The sequence below is a fragment of the Hymenobacter roseosalivarius DSM 11622 genome, from assembly GCF_900176135.1.
In the GTDB taxonomy this organism is placed as follows: domain Bacteria; phylum Bacteroidota; class Bacteroidia; order Cytophagales; family Hymenobacteraceae; genus Hymenobacter; species Hymenobacter roseosalivarius.
Genome location: NZ_FWWW01000104.1, coordinates 92,445 through 106,564 on the forward strand (window position 1 = coordinate 92,445; position 14,120 = coordinate 106,564).

Genomic DNA, 14,120 nt, shown 5'->3' on the forward strand with positions numbered 1-14,120 from the left:
TCCTATAGATGTTGGGAGGACACATAATTTTATTTGCAATTTGTTGGAGTTGTCAGCATCTATCCTGTTCCGGCCATCCGAGGCAGCTTCATGGTGGAGTTGGGGGGCAAAAAAACGGGGGGGGCACCGTAATGATACAGATCTTTAACCTCCAGGGCCGGTCGGTGTACCGGCAGCAATTTGCCCCCCGGCAGGGCAAGGTAGCCGTAAAGGCCGCTTTGGCACCGGGCGTTTACTTAGTGCAGGTGCGACAGGATGGTAAGCTGCTGAATCAGAGGGTAACGGTGGAGTAGCCAGGGGTTGCGAGGTGGAAAGCAAAATACACAAACGATTGTGTAATTCAGGAACTCTTTCTACTTTACATACCAAATCCGGCTAATTTACCCCCGGCGCGCTATCTATCTAATTGTTTCAAGAGCTTCACCTCTAACTATTTAGACGCAAACTGACGTCGTAGTAACCTTACTTGCGCAAGCATTTTGACCAGTCTTTCTACTACCTTACTGGCCTTTCACCCACGGCTATTGACCGCTTACAGCCCCTTTTTCTCCTCGCTATGACAACTTTTTCCCGCGCCTCTTCCCTGGGTGCCAACCTGGCCGGCGTCCTTCTCTTGGCGGCCTGCAACCAGCAGCCCGCCAGCGAAAACGCCAACTCCGCCGCCGCCGACTCCACCCAAACAGCCACTACCACTATGACAGCACCAGCTGCCACCTCCTTCGGCAAAACGACCGACGGGACGGAAGTTCAACTCTACACGCTCACCAACGCCCACGGCCTGCAGGCCAAAATCACCAACTACGGCGGCACGCTGACCAGCCTGATGGTGCCGGACAAAAACGGCCAGCTGGGCGACATCGTACTGGGCTTCGACAGCGTGAGCGGCTACCAGAGCCCGGCGTACGTAAAATCAGGCCCTTATTTCGGCGCGCTCATCGGGCGCTACGGCAACCGCATCGCGGGGGGCAAATTTACCCTCGATGGCAAGGAGTACAAGCTGGCTACGAACAACGGCGCGAACCACCTGCACGGCGGGGTAAAAGGCTTTGATAAAGTCGTGTGGCAGGCTAAGCCTGGCACCTCGGCCGATGGCCAAAACCTGACCTTGACTTACACCAGCAAAGACGGGGAGGAAGGCTACCCCGGCAACCTGCAAGTGCAGGTAGTCTACACGCTCACCAACGACGACGCGCTGCGCATCGACTACACGGCTACTACCGATAAGGCCACGCCCGTCAATCTGACCAACCATAGCTACTTCAACCTCAACCACGGCACGGCCAAAGATATTCTGGGTCATCAGGTAACGTTGAATGCCGACCGCTACACCGTGGTAGATGCCGGCCTGATCCCGACCGGCGAACTGCGCCTGGTGCAGAATACGCCTTTCGACTTTACTACGCCCCACACCATCGGCGAGCGGATTGGGCAGGTAGAAGGCGGTTACGACCACAACTGGGTGCTAAAATCCAGCGGAAGTGGTATGCACCAAGCGGCTATGGTGTACGAGCCGACCTCGGGCCGCACCCTCACCATCAGCACCGACCAGCCCGGCGTGCAGTTCTACACCGGCAACTTCCTCGATGGCACTCTCACCGGCAAAGGCGGCACGCGGTACGTTAAAAACGGCGGTTTCTGCCTGGAAACCCAGCATTTCCCCGATTCGCCCAACCAGCCCAAGTTTCCCACGACCATCCTGAAGCCAGGCGAAACTCTGCGCTCCTCGACGGTGCATCAGTTTGGGGTTAAAAGAGATTAGGGATTAGGGATGAAAGGCGGGATGGATTGCAGGATAATAAGGCTATTCTTTTTCCACTCACCCGTCCTTCAGCCCCCTGGCATTCCTAATCCTTCACCCCTAATCTTTTATCCTTCATCCTTCCCATCGTGCAAGATTCTCAATCCGTTGATTCCGGGGCAGATGCCTATGTTATCGGGGTCGATTTTGGCACTGATTCCGTGCGCGCTTTGCTGGTGAATGCCCGTACCGGGGCCGAGGTGGCCCAGGCCGTGCATTATTACGCCCGCTGGAAAAAGCTGCTTTACTGCAAGCCCGCCCGCAACCAGTTTCGCCAGCACCCGCTGGACTATATCGAGGGGCTGGAAGCCACCATCCGCCAGGTAGCGCAGCAGGTGCCTGCCGGGCAAATCGTGGGCATAGCCGTGGATACCACCGGCTCCACGCCCTGCGCCGTGGACGCGCACGGCACCGCCCTGGCCCTGACCCCCGGCTTTGCGGAAAACCCCAACGCCATGTTCGTGCTCTGGAAAGACCACACGGCCCTGGAAGAAGCCGCCGAAATCAACCACAAAGCCCGCACCTGGGGCGGCGAGGATTACACTAAATACGAGGGCGGCGTCTATTCCTCGGAGTGGTTCTGGGCCAAGATCATGCACGTCGTGCGCGAGGACGAGGCCGTGGCCCAGGCCGCGCACTCCTGGATGGAGCACTGCGACTGGGTGACGCTGCTGCTCACGGGGGGCAATTTGCATGACTTTAAGCGCAGCCGCTGCGCCGCCGGCCATAAGGCCCTGTGGCACGAGAGCTGGGGCGGCCTGCCACTCGAGCAGTTTATCGTGCATCTGGAGCCCAAGCTAACCTTGCTGCGCGGGCACTTGTATCAGGATACATTTACCGCTGACCAAGTTGCCGGCAACCTATCGGCTGAATGGGCTGAGCGGCTGGGGCTGACCACGAGTACAGTAGTGGCCGTGGGCTCGTTTGATGCCCACGCCGGGGCCGTGGCCGGCGGGATTGAGGCTTACTCTATGGTGAAAGTCATGGGCACTTCCACCTGCGACATCGTGGTAGCCCCGACTGCGGAAGTTGGCAATAAGCTGGTGCAGGGCATTTGCGGGCAGGTAGATGGCTCCGTAATTCCGGGCATGCTGGGTCTGGAAGCTGGCCAATCAGCTTTCGGCGATATGCTGGCCTGGTTCCGGCAGATTATCGAGTGGCCGTTGCAAACAGTATTGACTACATCAACGGTGCTCACGCCGGAGCAGCAGGAAGCCTTGCGCGCAGAAATGAGTAACCGGCTGCTGATTGAACTAACCAAAGCCGCCGCCGAAGTAAATCCCGAAGAGTCGGCTGTTCTGGCGCTGGACTGGGTAAACGGCCGCCGCACGCCTGATGCCAACCAGGGGCTGAAAGGCGCCATCATGGGCCTGACCATGGGCACAAATGCCCCCCAGATCTTCCGGGCACTGGTAGAAGCCATCTGCTACGGCTCTAAGCAAATCGTAGAGCGCTTTGAGCAGGAAGGCATTCCGATCAGGCAGGTGATTGGTATTGGCGGCGTGGCAAAAAAGTCGCAGTTCGTAATGCAAACCCTAGCCGACGTGCTCGACCGGCCCATCAGGATTGCTACCTCTGAGCAGGCCCCGGCCCTGGGCTCGGCCATGTACGCGGCCGTAGCCGCTGGCATCCACCCCGACGTGCTGACCGCTCAAAAAGTAATGGGTAGCGGCTTTGCCGAAACCTACCACCCCAACCCCACCCGCGTGGCCGATTACCAGCGCCGCTACGCGCAGTACCAGGCTTTCGGCCAGTTCGTGGAAACGGCGACGCCGGGGGGCAAAATAGAAGGAGCCGCCGAAAGCGTTGAACCTACAGTAGCCGCCCACGCATGAGCCAGTATCAAGAGCTAAAACAGGCCTGCTACGCGGCCAACATGCAGCTGCCCCAGCTCGGGCTGGTGCTGTTCACCTTCGGCAACGCTAGCGTGGTCGACCGGGAAAAAGGCGTGTTTGCCATCAAGCCCAGCGGCGTTCCCTACGCCACCCTGCGGCCTGAAGACATCGTGATTATGAGTCTGGGGGGCAAAATCGTGGAAGGCGACAAGCGACCCTCCTCGGACACGAAAACGCACGCCGTGCTTTTCAATCACTGGGACCACATCGGCGGCATCGTGCACACGCACTCCACCTACGCCACTGCCTGGGCCCAGGCGCAGCTGGATATTCCCCTCCTAGGCACTACCCACGCCGACCACCTCACGGCCGACATTCCCTGCGCCCCGCCCATGTCCGACGCCATGATTGCCGGCGACTACGAACACCAGACCGGCTGGCAGATTCTCAACGAGTTTCAGCGCCGCGGCCTCTCCCCGCGGGAGGCAGAAATGGTGCTGCTCAGCAACCACGCCCCTTTTACCTGGGGCAGCACCGTGGAAAAAGCTGTCTACAACAGCGCCGTGCTGGAAGAAATAGCCCGTATGGCCTACCTCAGCTCTACGCTGCGCCCCGGCGTACCGCGCCTGAAAGATGCCCTGATTCAGAAACACTACGACCGTAAGCACGGCGCGAATTCTTATTACGGACAGTCATAAGCTGCTGCCCACAACCTCTAGAACGTCATGCAGAGGCAGAGCCGAAGCATCTCGCGTGCTGATGCTAGGTTACTAATCTAACGGGGCGAGCGAGATGCTTCGCGCTGTTCAGCATGACAAACCTCCCTAAGATTCCTTTCTCTCATGATTGACCTCTCCCACTCCGAAGCTTGGTTTATCACTGGTAGCCAACACCTCTACGGCCCCGAAACGCTGGAGCAGGTGGCTAAGCATTCTCAGCAAATTGCGACTGCCTTGGATACTGAGCTGCCCATAAAAATCGTATTTAAGCCCGTCCTAACTGGCCCTGATGAGATTTACCAACTCATGCAGGAAGCCAACACCACCAAAAACTGTGTGGGCCTGATTGCGTGGATGCATACCTTCTCGCCGGCCAAAATGTGGATCAACGGCCTGAAGATTCTGCACAAGCCGCTGGCCCATCTGCACACCCAGTTCAACCGCGACATTCCGTGGGCTGACATCGACATGAACTTCATGAACACCAACCAATCGGCGCACGGCGACCGGGAGTTTGGGTTCATCGGCACCCGCATGCGGCTGAACCGCAAGGTGATAGTGGGCCACTGGCAGGATGCGGCCGTGCACCAGAGCCTAAATGTGTGGGCCCGCGTGGCCTGCGCCTGGGCCGACTGGCAGGGGGCAAAATTCATCCGCTTCGGCGACAACATGCGCTACGTAGCCGTTACCGAAGGCGATAAAGTAGAGGCCGAAATCAAGTTTGGCTACTCCGTGAACGGCTACGGCATCGGCGATTTGGTAGCCGTTATCAATACCGTGAGCAATGCGCAAATTGATGAGCTAATTGCCACGTACGAGCAGGAATACGAGCTGGCTGACACGCTGCGCGAAGGCGGCAGTCAGCGCGAGTCGTTGCGCGAGGCAGCCCGCATTGAGGCTGGCATGCGCAAGTTTTTGCAGGACACCGGTGCTAAAGGCTTCACCGACACCTTCGAGGACTTACATGGCATGGCCCAGCTGCCCGGCATCGCTACCCAGCGCCTGATGGCGGAAGGCTACGGCTTTGGTGGCGAAGGCGACTGGAAAACGGCCGCCCTGGTGCGTGCCATGAAAGTGATGGGCACCGGCCTGCCGGGGGGCAATTCTTTCATGGAGGACTACACCTACCACTTCGCGCCCGACAACCACCAGGTGCTTGGCTCCCATATGCTCGAAATCTGCCCCACCATCGCCACGGGCAAAGTGCGTTGCGAAGTACACCCCCTCGGAATTGGCGGCAAAGCTGACCCGGTGCGCCTGGTGTTTAACTGCCCCGCTGGCCCGGCCCTGAACGCTACGCTGGTAGATATGGGCAACCGTTTCCGGTTGCTGGTGAATGAAGTGGAAGCCGTGGAGCCGGAGCAGGACCTGCCCAAGCTCCCCGTGGCCCGTGTGCTTTGGAAAGTAAAACCAAGCCTGACGGTGGGCGCGGCCGCCTGGATTCTGGCCGGCGGCGCTCACCACACGGGCTACAGTCAGAATTTGACGGCCGAATACCTGGAAGATTTCGCCGAAATGGCAGGTATTGAATATATTCTTATTGACGACGACACAAAATTGCGCACCTTTAAAAACGAGTTACGCTACAATGAAGTCGCGTTCGGCAGCCGATAATTTCGCTACTTTCCCAAATCCTTTACATCCGTCAGCCAAAAGCCCTACTCCTTTCAAATGAACCAGCTCGCAACGATTGACTACATCGTTTTCATTGTTTATTTCATCATTGTTGCCAGCTATGGCATCTGGATTTATCGGCGCAAGAACACGCACGATGGCACGATAGACGGCGACTCCAAGGATTACTTCCTTGCCGAAGGCTCCCTAACGTGGTGGGCCATTGGCTCTTCCCTTATTGCCTCCAACATCTCGGCTGAGCAGTTTGTGGGCATGTCGGGCTCTGGGTTTAAAATGGGCCTGGCCATTGCCACCTACGAGTGGATGGCGTCTATCACGCTGATTATCGTGGCTGTGTTTTTCATTCCGGTGTACCTGAAAAACAACATTGCCACCATGCCGCAGTTCCTGAGCCAGCGCTATAACAGCACGGTAGCCATGATTATGGCCATTTTCTGGCTCATGCTCTATGTGGTCGTAAACCTGACTTCTATTCTCTATCTGGGGGCTATTGCCATCAGCAGCATCTCGGGTTTCGACCTCACGCTCTGCATGTACCTGCTGGCCATATTCGCTATTTTCATTACCCTGGGTGGTATGAAAGTAATCGGCTACACCGACGTAATTCAGGTGTTCTTCCTGATTCTGGGTGGTTTGGCGACTACGTATCTGGCCTTGAATCTGGTGGCTGAGCACTACGGCAGCACGGGCGTGCTCAAGGGCTTCTCGCTGATGACGAACCAAGCGAACGACCACTTCCACATGATTTTCAATCGTGACAATCCGAACTACCTCGATCTGCCCGGCCTGACGGTGCTACTCGGTGGTATGTGGATTGTGAACCTGAACTACTGGGGTTGCAACCAGTACATCACCCAGCGCGCCCTCGGTGCCGACCTGCCAACGGCTCGCGCTGGCCTGTTGTTCGCTGCTTTCCTGAAGATGCTGATGCCTGTAATCGTGGTGCTGCCAGGTATTGCCGCGTATGTACTGTTCAAGGCCGACGTATTCGGGGCGGAGATGATGCAGGATGGCTCCGTCAATCCTGACCGCGCGTATCCCGTGCTGCTCAACATCCTGCCCATAGGTCTAAAAGGCTTGTCATTTGCGGCCCTGACAGCGGCAGTGGTGGCTTCCCTGGCCGGCAAAGCCAACAGTATTGCCACCATCTTTACTCTCGACGTGTACAAGAAGGTATTCAACGAGAGCGCCTCAGAGAAGCAGCTGGTACGAGTGGGTAAAATCTCGGTGGTAGTAGCCATGATTCTGGGTGTGCTCATTGCTCCCTTCCTGGGCATCGACAAGAAAGGCGGCTTCCAGTACATTCAGGAGTACACGGGCTTCGTGTCGCCGGGTATTTTCGCCATGTTTATTCTGGGCTTTTTCTGGAAAAAAACCACCTCTACGGCAGCTCTATTTGCTACTATCGGCGGCTTCCTGCTATCGGTTCTGCTTAAGTTCCTGCCGAACATGATGGACCTGTCGTTCCTGGCTCCTATTGGCTTTGCGGTAAAAAATGCGGCGGGCGTTTACGAAATTCCCTTCCTCGACCGCATGGGCATCGTGTTCATTATCTGCGTACTGGCGATGATAATCATCAGCATGATTGAGAACAGCCGCGGCGTGAAAACCAACGGGCTGGAAATTGACCGAAGCATGTTCAAAACCAACCGCAGCTTCGCCATCGGGTCCATTATAGTATTCGTGCTCATCACTACGCTCTACACCGTTTATTGGTAGCTTAAAAAGCCCCCCAGGTGCCCATATTACCGCTGTCGCACCTGGGGGCTTTTTTAGAAGCTGAATCTACCTTCTTGAACTCAAATGTCTACCTCCCACCTAAAAACGTACCCATGGAGACGCATTTTATTTCTCATAAAGCACAATCGATTGTGTCCAGTCTGGCTCTCTTGTGAGTGCTGGTTGGCAACTCGGCTCAAGCGCAAACAACCAGCGCCCCTAGTACCATCACGGTGCAGGTAAACAAGCCCGGCGCACCCATCGCCAAAACCATGTACGGCTTCTTTTTCGAGGATATCAACTTTGGGGCCGATGGCGGACTCTACCCGGAGCTGGTCAAGAACAAGTCGTTTGAAACCGACGACCGCTTAATTGGCTGGAAAGGTATTAAGGGGGCGTCGGCCCTGTCTACTTATACAGTTTCCAGCCAGCAGCCCATCAGCACTACCAACAAGAACTTCCTGCGCCTGACGGTGGCCACGGCCAGGCCGGACGCTGGCTTCGTGAACGAGGGCTTTCGGAGCATGGGCCTAAAGCAGGGAGCCGACTATACGTTTTCGGTGTACGCCCGCCGTGGCCCCGGCGAGGTGAGCGCCATTAATATAACCCTGGAGGAGCCCGGAGCACAGGGGGCTGGCCCGGAAGCGCCCGCATCGGGGCGCGTATTGGCTCAGGCCCAGATTACGGGTCTCGCCGGGGAGTGAAAAAAACACACAGCCGTGCTTAAGCCTTCAGCTATGGCCACTCAGGTCAGCCTTAAGATAATCGTGGCCGGAGCCGGTACGGTTGACCTGGATGTAGTTTCCCTGTTTCCAATAACTAAAGATTGCGCCCTCTCGGAAGCCGCCTTCATGACGGGCCTGGAGCGCAACGCCGACGTGGTAACCATGGCCTCCTACGCTCCTCTCTTCGCCCACGTCGATGCCTGGCAGTGGACGCCGGACCTCATCTGGTTTGACAACCTGAAAGCGTACGGCACGCCCAACTACTACGTGCAGAAGCTATTTGCCACCAATCCCGGCACTACCATGCTGCCCGTGCAGCTAGGCAACAATGCCAAGAATGGCCAGGATAACCTATTCACCAGCGCCGTAGCCGACGACAAAGCCGGTGAGGTAGTGATAAAGCTGGTGAACTACTCCCCCCAGCCCCGTACCGTAACCTTGAATTTAGCAGGCGCGAAGAAACTAGGCAAGTCGGGCAGGGCTATCATTCTAGCCAGCAACGATTTGAAAGCCGTAAACAGTATTGAGCAGCCAACGAACATCGCGCCTAAAGAAGAGAAGTTTGCGGTAAAGTCTTCGACTATCAGCTACGCCCTAGCGCCAAATTCCTTCACGGTTCTACGCGTTCCTATGTAAGCGCTAAGAAGCTGTTTGAGTTAACCAAAGCGCGGTAGAGACGCCAGAGTTGGAGTCTCCTCGTTCCAGCCGATTGTGCAGCGAGGAGACTCCAACTCTGGCGTCTCTACCGCGCTTAGACAGTCTATAACCTAATTCAAACAGCTTTTAATTCTTCTGTTAGGTCGCCTTTCGTGGGTGTAGCGTTATATTGCCGTGCCTGTTTTCGGAACCCAAGGGCGCTGATGCCTGGCTGCGCGCCATTCACTAGCTCTATTTCCGCCTGCCCATGAATCTGGTTTTCTTCCGGTGGCTGCGCCAGCGCTTCGACCTCTCCCACGACATGGCCGAGCCGGCCGATATCGTTGCCGCCGTAAAGGAAGGCATGTCGTTTAAGGGCACCAACCTGTGGGTGCTTATCTTCGCTATTCTGGTGGCTTCGGTGGGGCTGAACGTCAACTCCACGGCCGTTATCATCGGGGCCATGCTCATCTCGCCGCTGATGGGGCCCATCGTGGGCATCGGCTTCGGGGCGGCCACGGTGGAGCTGGAGCTGATTGAGCGCGGCATCAAGAACCTGCTCATTGCGGCCGGCATCAGCCTGCTCGTGTCGGCACTGTATTTCTGGCTCACGCCCCTCACCGATGCCGGCTCGGAGCTGCTGGGCCGCACCCAGCCCACCACCTGGGACGTACTCATCGCCCTGTTTGGCGGGGCCGCCGGGGCGGTGGGCCTTACCCGCCGGGCGCGGGGCAACACGGTACCTGGCGTAGCCATTGCCACCGCCCTTATGCCGCCGCTGTGCACGGCCGGCTATGGGCTGGCCACGGCGCATTGGTCGTATATGCTCGGGGCGCTGTACCTGTTCTTCATCAACTGCGTGTTCATCAGCCTGGCCACGTTTCTGGTCAGCCGCATTCTGCCCTTGCCCCGCCACACCTTCGCCAGCCGTCGGCGGGCCCAGCGGGTGCAGCTCAGCATCTGGGCCGTGGCTCTGCTCACGGGCGTGCCCAGCGTGTATTTGGCGGCCCGCATCGTGCAGCGCACCGTGTTTGCCCACAACGCCCAGCGCTTCGTAGACGAGCAACTGAACCTGCCCGGCTCCTACGTAGTGACGCGCCGCATCGAGGTCGATACACGCTCCATCAACGTGCTGCTGGCCGGCCAGCGCCTCTCGCGGGCCCAGCTGCGGGTGGCTCGTGGCGCCCTGCCCCGCTACCGGCTGCCGGAGGCGCGACTTACCGTGCGCCAGGGCCTGGCCCAGCTGGATTCGGCCGATGCCCAGACCATGCGCAACAGCCTGCTGGAGGACATTCGCAGCCGTAACGAGCAAACCCTGGCCGGCTACGATGCCCGCCTGGCTCAGCTTCAGCAGGTGCTCACGCAGTCCGATAATCCGGCCCTCACGGGCCTGCCCGCTGCCCCGGTCCTGCTGCGCGAAGTGCAGGCCGAGCACCCCGCCGTGCGCCAGCTGGGCCTGAGCCGCCTGGTGCGCCCCGCCGCCGACTCGCTCCGGGCCGATACCACGGTAGTAGTGGCCATGCGCACGGCGGGTCCGCTGCCGGCTGCCGAGCAGCAGCGTCTGCGCCAGTGGCTGCAAGTGCGCGCCGGCAACCGAGCGGTGCAGCTACTGGTAGAGGCGACTTCAGAAAAATAGTGCGGGCAGAAAGTGTCGAAAGCTTTGCGGACCTTGCCGCCCGGCCACTGTCTTTCGATAAGCTGAACCGTTCGTACGGGGTAGTGCAACCAGCTCTGCCCTATTTATTCTGATGCCAACATTCTACCCGACCACTTCTCTGCATGGGACCTTACGCAAGCTGCTGCTCACTCTCAGCCTGTAGGCCAGCTTCGGCGCTTCGGCTTTGGCCCAAACGCCCACGCCGGCCGCCCTACCCGACTCCGCCCGCGACCCGGCGCTGGCTTCGGAAAAAGAGGCGGCGTGGTCGAGCGGCCTCATCACCCGCCAGACGCCCGGCCATAGCAAAACCGTCGATGTTGACATTCAGGGGGCAAAAAAGCTGTATCTGAATGTGCGCAACGGCGGCGGCGATATTGCCTGGGACCATGCCAACTGGCTGGAACCGACCCTGACTAACGGGCAAAAAAGTATCGCGCTGAGTAGCTTATCGTGGAAGCAGGCGTCGGCGGGCTGGGGCAAGGCAACGGTTAATAAAAGCGTATCGGGCGCTGAACTGCTGGTGGGGGGCAAAAAATACACGCATGGCATCGGCACGCATTCCAACTTCTTGATTGAGTATGAGCTGCCGGCGGGCTTTACCCGATTCAAGGCCACTGTCAGGCTCGACAACGCGGGCGCGGCGCAGAATACAGGCGGCACGGTGCAGTTTCTGGTGTTTACCAAGAATCCCTTTAAGCCCGTGCCCGCCGACTCGGTGCGGGTAGAAGTAGCGTTACAGCAATTGGGATTCAACTCCGCCTGCACCATTCGCAATCTGTGGACGGGCAAAGAAGTCGGCACGTTTACCGGCAAATTTGCCCCCCCCCATGTACGCCGACACGGGGGCAAGCTGTACCGAGTATCGGCGCAGCGAAATGTCAGGTAGCATTGCTGCTCACAACAGTAGGAGTATCCATACTAAACGCCAGGTGTCTGGCATCCTGACGCTCGGCCTTCAACGACGAGACTCCACCTATTGCGGCTCTACAGTATTACAGTGTTACCGGCGCAACGGCCGGTACAGCCACCCCAGGTCGTTTGACGACAATACCAGCGGCCAGCACGCCAATGGCAACCCCCATCACGGCCACCAGGGCAAACGAAATCCGTAAATCGAATACCTCGGCTATCATTCCGATCAGCGGCGGACCGAGCAGAAACCCGAAATAGCCGATGGTGGAAACCAGGGCCAGCGCCACGCCCGGCGATACGCTGCCCGCTCGTCCGGCCGCACTATAGGCCAGCGGCGTGACCGACGCAATACCGAACCCAACCAATAAAAAACCCACGATGGCTGGCCCCAGATAAGGCAGCAGGATAGCTGTTAAAAGCCCCCCGGCGATAAGCGCGCTACTGATTTGCAGCATCCGGGCCGGGCCCCAGCGATGGGTAAAGTAATCGGAGATGAAGCGCCCCAGCGCCATGGTGCTCATGCAGGCCACGTAGCCACTGGTCACCAGCGCGGCATCGGGGCGCACCACAACTGAAAGTACACGCCGCTCCAATCGAACATGCAGCCTTCACAGAGCATTCCGCAGAAGGCAATAATTCCAATGCGCAGCAGGTACGGATCGGGGCGGCGCAGGGTAAGCTGCCTTCATCCTGGCGCGGCGTATGCCGATGAGCCAGTAGAATCAGGAGCAGCCCCACGCCCATAATCAGCAGAAAATGCGTGAGTGGGGTCTGCTGCCAGCCGATAAGCAGGGCACCCAGGGCCCCACCCAGAAAGCCGGCCAGACTCCAGAGCCCGTGAAAGGAGGCCATAATTGTCTGACCATAGTGTGCCTGCACCCCTATAGCCTGCGTGTTGACCGCAATGTTGAGCAGATTGCCGGCGAAACCAAAGAGCGCCAGCGCGGGAGCCAGCGTCCAGAAGTGTTCGGCCCAGCCCAGCAGGGGCAAAAACACCGCGTACATTCCAGCCGATAGCAGCACTACCTGCCGGCTGCCCCAGCTATGCACCAACCAGCCGGCCAAGGGCATCGCCAGCAGGAGCTGCCCTAGCTGGCCCTCACTCAACCCCAGCTTCAGACTAATATCCGGGATGCGCGAGGCCCAGCTGGCAAAGCACATCCCGCTCAGAAAAAATACGGCGGCAACGGCCATTCTGGTTCTCTGCTTTTGCATGTATAAAAGTGGGTTAGCCAAATAGCTAAACAGTTAAAACCTCAAGGCGGTCATGCAGAGCAGAGCATCTCGCGTGCTGATGCTGCCAAAGTAACCCTTAAGACTTATTCCTGAATTAGAAAAGACGGATAGAACGTCATGCAGAGCAGTGGCGAAGCATCTCGCGTGTCTAGTAGGATTAGTAACCAGACATCAGCACGCGAGATGCTTCGCTCTGCTCTGCATGACCGTCTTTCTTAAGCATATCAGCCAAATTCTTGCTACTTAGCCGGCTCCACCCCTTCCGTCGTCATCACCACGCGCTTGATGGTGCCGTCTTTGTTATAGTACATATTATCAATTCAGACGGAGCGGCGGAAGCTGCCCCATCCGTCTGAATCGCGCCGTTGTGGTAGATGAAGTACGATTGGCCTTTAAAGTCGATAATGGCCTGGTGGTTGGTGTTAGAATTGCCCGCCAGCTCATTCAGAATGCCTTTATACTCCCAGGGGCCTTCAATTTTGCGGCTTATGGCATACACTATCTTCTCCGGGAAGCCGGAGGCGTAGGACAGGTAATACCAGTCGCCGCGCTTATGAATCCAGGGGGCCTCGGTGAAGTTGGGCAGGTTCACGGTCTGGATGGGGCCATCCAGCTCGGTCATGTTGGGCTTGAGCCTGGCGTAGTAGCAGGCCGTATTACCCCAAAACAGGTAAGCCTGCCCCTTTTCGTCTATCCAAACAGTGGGGTCGGTGTCGTCCCAGCGAATCTTGGCGGCGGTGGTCATGTCGTTGGTAATCAGGGCAGAGCCGCGCGCGTCCTTGAACAGCCCCAGCGGATTGTCGGCCACTGCCACACCGATGGCTTTGCCCTCAATGCTGCCATGCTCCACGGCCACGTACCAGTAAAACTTCCCGTTGCGCTCCACGGCCTGCGAGGCCCAGGCATCGCCCTTGGCCCAGGCAAAATCAGTGACTTTTAAGGGTACCGGGTGCTCCATCCAGTTCACCATGTCGGAGGAGGAAAAGCATAGCCACTCATTCATCACGTAGCGCTCCTGCCGGGGCGGCGCTTCGTCGTGGCCGGTGTAGATGTAGACTTTATCCTTATACACCAAAGCCGCCGGGTCGGCGGTGTACTTGTTTTTGATAATAGGATTGCCCCCCAGGACTACGCCCGGCGCAGGTTTCACAATCGATTGTGCATCAGCAGAAAAAAAGTCAATACTCCGAGGCAGGTCGCCGCAATTATCTGGTTTACTCTCATACGGATTAGATTAAAAGAATCAGA

At 57.9% G+C, this 14,120-nt stretch carries 13 protein-coding genes; 10 read left to right on the forward strand and 3 right to left on the reverse strand.

What is annotated here, in order from left to right; all coding sequences use genetic code 11:
- The first annotated feature begins 8 nt into the window (after window positions 1–8).
- The 10 genes from B9A24_RS23025 (at window position 9) to B9A24_RS20655 (ending at window position 11,610) form a co-directional block, all read left to right on the forward strand.
- Window positions 9–293 (forward strand): T9SS type A sorting domain-containing protein, encoded by a 285-nt coding sequence (locus B9A24_RS23025; protein ID WP_084447907.1) that lies wholly within the window; start codon window positions 9–11, stop codon window positions 291–293.
- 263 nt (window positions 294–556) lie between these two features.
- Window positions 557–1,759: an aldose epimerase family protein gene (locus B9A24_RS20615; protein ID WP_084447934.1), complete on the forward strand. Its 1,203-nt coding sequence runs from the start codon at window positions 557–559 to the stop codon at window positions 1,757–1,759.
- Between the two features lie 128 nt (window positions 1,760–1,887).
- Window positions 1,888–3,633 (forward strand): ribulokinase, encoded by a 1,746-nt coding sequence (locus B9A24_RS20620; protein ID WP_084447908.1) that lies wholly within the window; start codon window positions 1,888–1,890, stop codon window positions 3,631–3,633.
- Entirely contained in the window at window positions 3,630–4,331 is a 702-nt protein-coding gene (locus tag B9A24_RS20625) for an L-ribulose-5-phosphate 4-epimerase (RefSeq protein ID WP_084447909.1), read from the forward strand. Before B9A24_RS20620 ends, B9A24_RS20625 begins: the two co-directional genes overlap by 4 nt.
- 144 nt (window positions 4,332–4,475) lie before the next feature.
- On the forward strand, window positions 4,476–5,966 hold the full coding sequence (gene araA / locus B9A24_RS20630; RefSeq protein WP_084447910.1) for an L-arabinose isomerase: 1,491 nt from the start codon (window positions 4,476–4,478) through the stop codon (window positions 5,964–5,966).
- Between the two features lie 57 nt (window positions 5,967–6,023).
- On the forward strand, window positions 6,024–7,706 hold the full coding sequence (locus tag B9A24_RS20635; protein WP_084447911.1) for a sodium/sugar symporter: 1,683 nt from the start codon (window positions 6,024–6,026) through the stop codon (window positions 7,704–7,706).
- A 176-nt stretch (window positions 7,707–7,882) separates the two neighbouring features.
- Window positions 7,883–8,410 carry a hypothetical protein gene (locus tag B9A24_RS20640; RefSeq protein ID WP_084447912.1) on the forward strand — a complete coding sequence of 176 codons (528 nt, stop codon included), beginning with the start codon at window positions 7,883–7,885 and terminating at the stop codon, window positions 8,408–8,410.
- A 33-nt stretch (window positions 8,411–8,443) separates the two neighbouring features.
- A complete protein-coding gene (locus B9A24_RS20645; RefSeq protein WP_084447913.1) occupies window positions 8,444–9,067 on the forward strand; it encodes an alpha-L-arabinofuranosidase C-terminal domain-containing protein in 624 nt (207 codons plus the stop codon).
- Between the two features lie 268 nt (window positions 9,068–9,335).
- Window positions 9,336–10,703, forward strand: coding sequence for a DUF389 domain-containing protein (locus B9A24_RS20650; RefSeq protein WP_084447914.1), 1,368 nt, complete (start codon window positions 9,336–9,338; stop codon window positions 10,701–10,703).
- A gap of 205 nt (window positions 10,704–10,908) precedes the next feature.
- The gene (locus B9A24_RS20655) at window positions 10,909–11,610 is read left to right on the forward strand and encodes an NPCBM/NEW2 domain-containing protein (protein ID WP_084447915.1); all 702 of its coding nucleotides are present in this window, start codon (window positions 10,909–10,911) and stop codon (window positions 11,608–11,610) included.
- A 106-nt stretch (window positions 11,611–11,716) separates the two neighbouring features.
- Here B9A24_RS20655 and B9A24_RS23135 read toward each other — a convergent pair whose 3' ends face one another.
- From B9A24_RS23135 to B9A24_RS20665, 3 genes are all read right to left on the reverse strand, one after another.
- On the reverse strand, window positions 11,717–12,157 hold the full coding sequence (locus B9A24_RS23135; protein WP_317044265.1) for an MFS transporter: 441 nt from the start codon (window positions 12,155–12,157) through the stop codon (window positions 11,717–11,719).
- On the reverse strand, window positions 12,075–12,851 hold the full coding sequence (locus B9A24_RS20660) for an MFS transporter (RefSeq protein ID WP_317044266.1): 777 nt from the start codon (window positions 12,849–12,851) through the stop codon (window positions 12,075–12,077). Before B9A24_RS20660 ends, B9A24_RS23135 begins: the two co-directional genes overlap by 83 nt.
- 292 nt (window positions 12,852–13,143) lie before the next feature.
- Window positions 13,144–14,022, reverse strand: a complete 879-nt coding sequence (locus tag B9A24_RS20665) for a glycoside hydrolase family 43 protein (protein ID WP_234997576.1) — start codon at window positions 14,020–14,022, stop codon at window positions 13,144–13,146.
- Window positions 14,023–14,120 lie beyond the last annotated feature (98 nt).

Coding starts and splice junctions, on each gene's coding strand:
- B9A24_RS23025 (WP_084447907.1), top strand. CDS start 9: ATGTTGGGAGGACACATAATTTTATTTGCAATTTGTTGGAGTTGTCAG.
- B9A24_RS20615 (WP_084447934.1), top strand. CDS start 557: ATGACAACTTTTTCCCGCGCCTCTTCCCTGGGTGCCAACCTGGCCGGC.
- B9A24_RS20625 (WP_084447909.1), top strand. CDS start 3,630: ATGAGCCAGTATCAAGAGCTAAAACAGGCCTGCTACGCGGCCAACATG.
- araA (WP_084447910.1), top strand. CDS start 4,476: ATGATTGACCTCTCCCACTCCGAAGCTTGGTTTATCACTGGTAGCCAA.
- B9A24_RS20635 (WP_084447911.1), top strand. CDS start 6,024: ATGAACCAGCTCGCAACGATTGACTACATCGTTTTCATTGTTTATTTC.
- B9A24_RS20645 (WP_084447913.1), top strand. CDS start 8,444: ATGGCCACTCAGGTCAGCCTTAAGATAATCGTGGCCGGAGCCGGTACG.
- B9A24_RS20650 (WP_084447914.1), top strand. CDS start 9,336: ATGAATCTGGTTTTCTTCCGGTGGCTGCGCCAGCGCTTCGACCTCTCC.
- B9A24_RS23135 (WP_317044265.1), bottom strand. CDS start 12,157: ATGAGCACCATGGCGCTGGGGCGCTTCATCTCCGATTACTTTACCCAT.
- B9A24_RS20660 (WP_317044266.1), bottom strand. CDS start 12,851: ATGCAAAAGCAGAGAACCAGAATGGCCGTTGCCGCCGTATTTTTTCTG.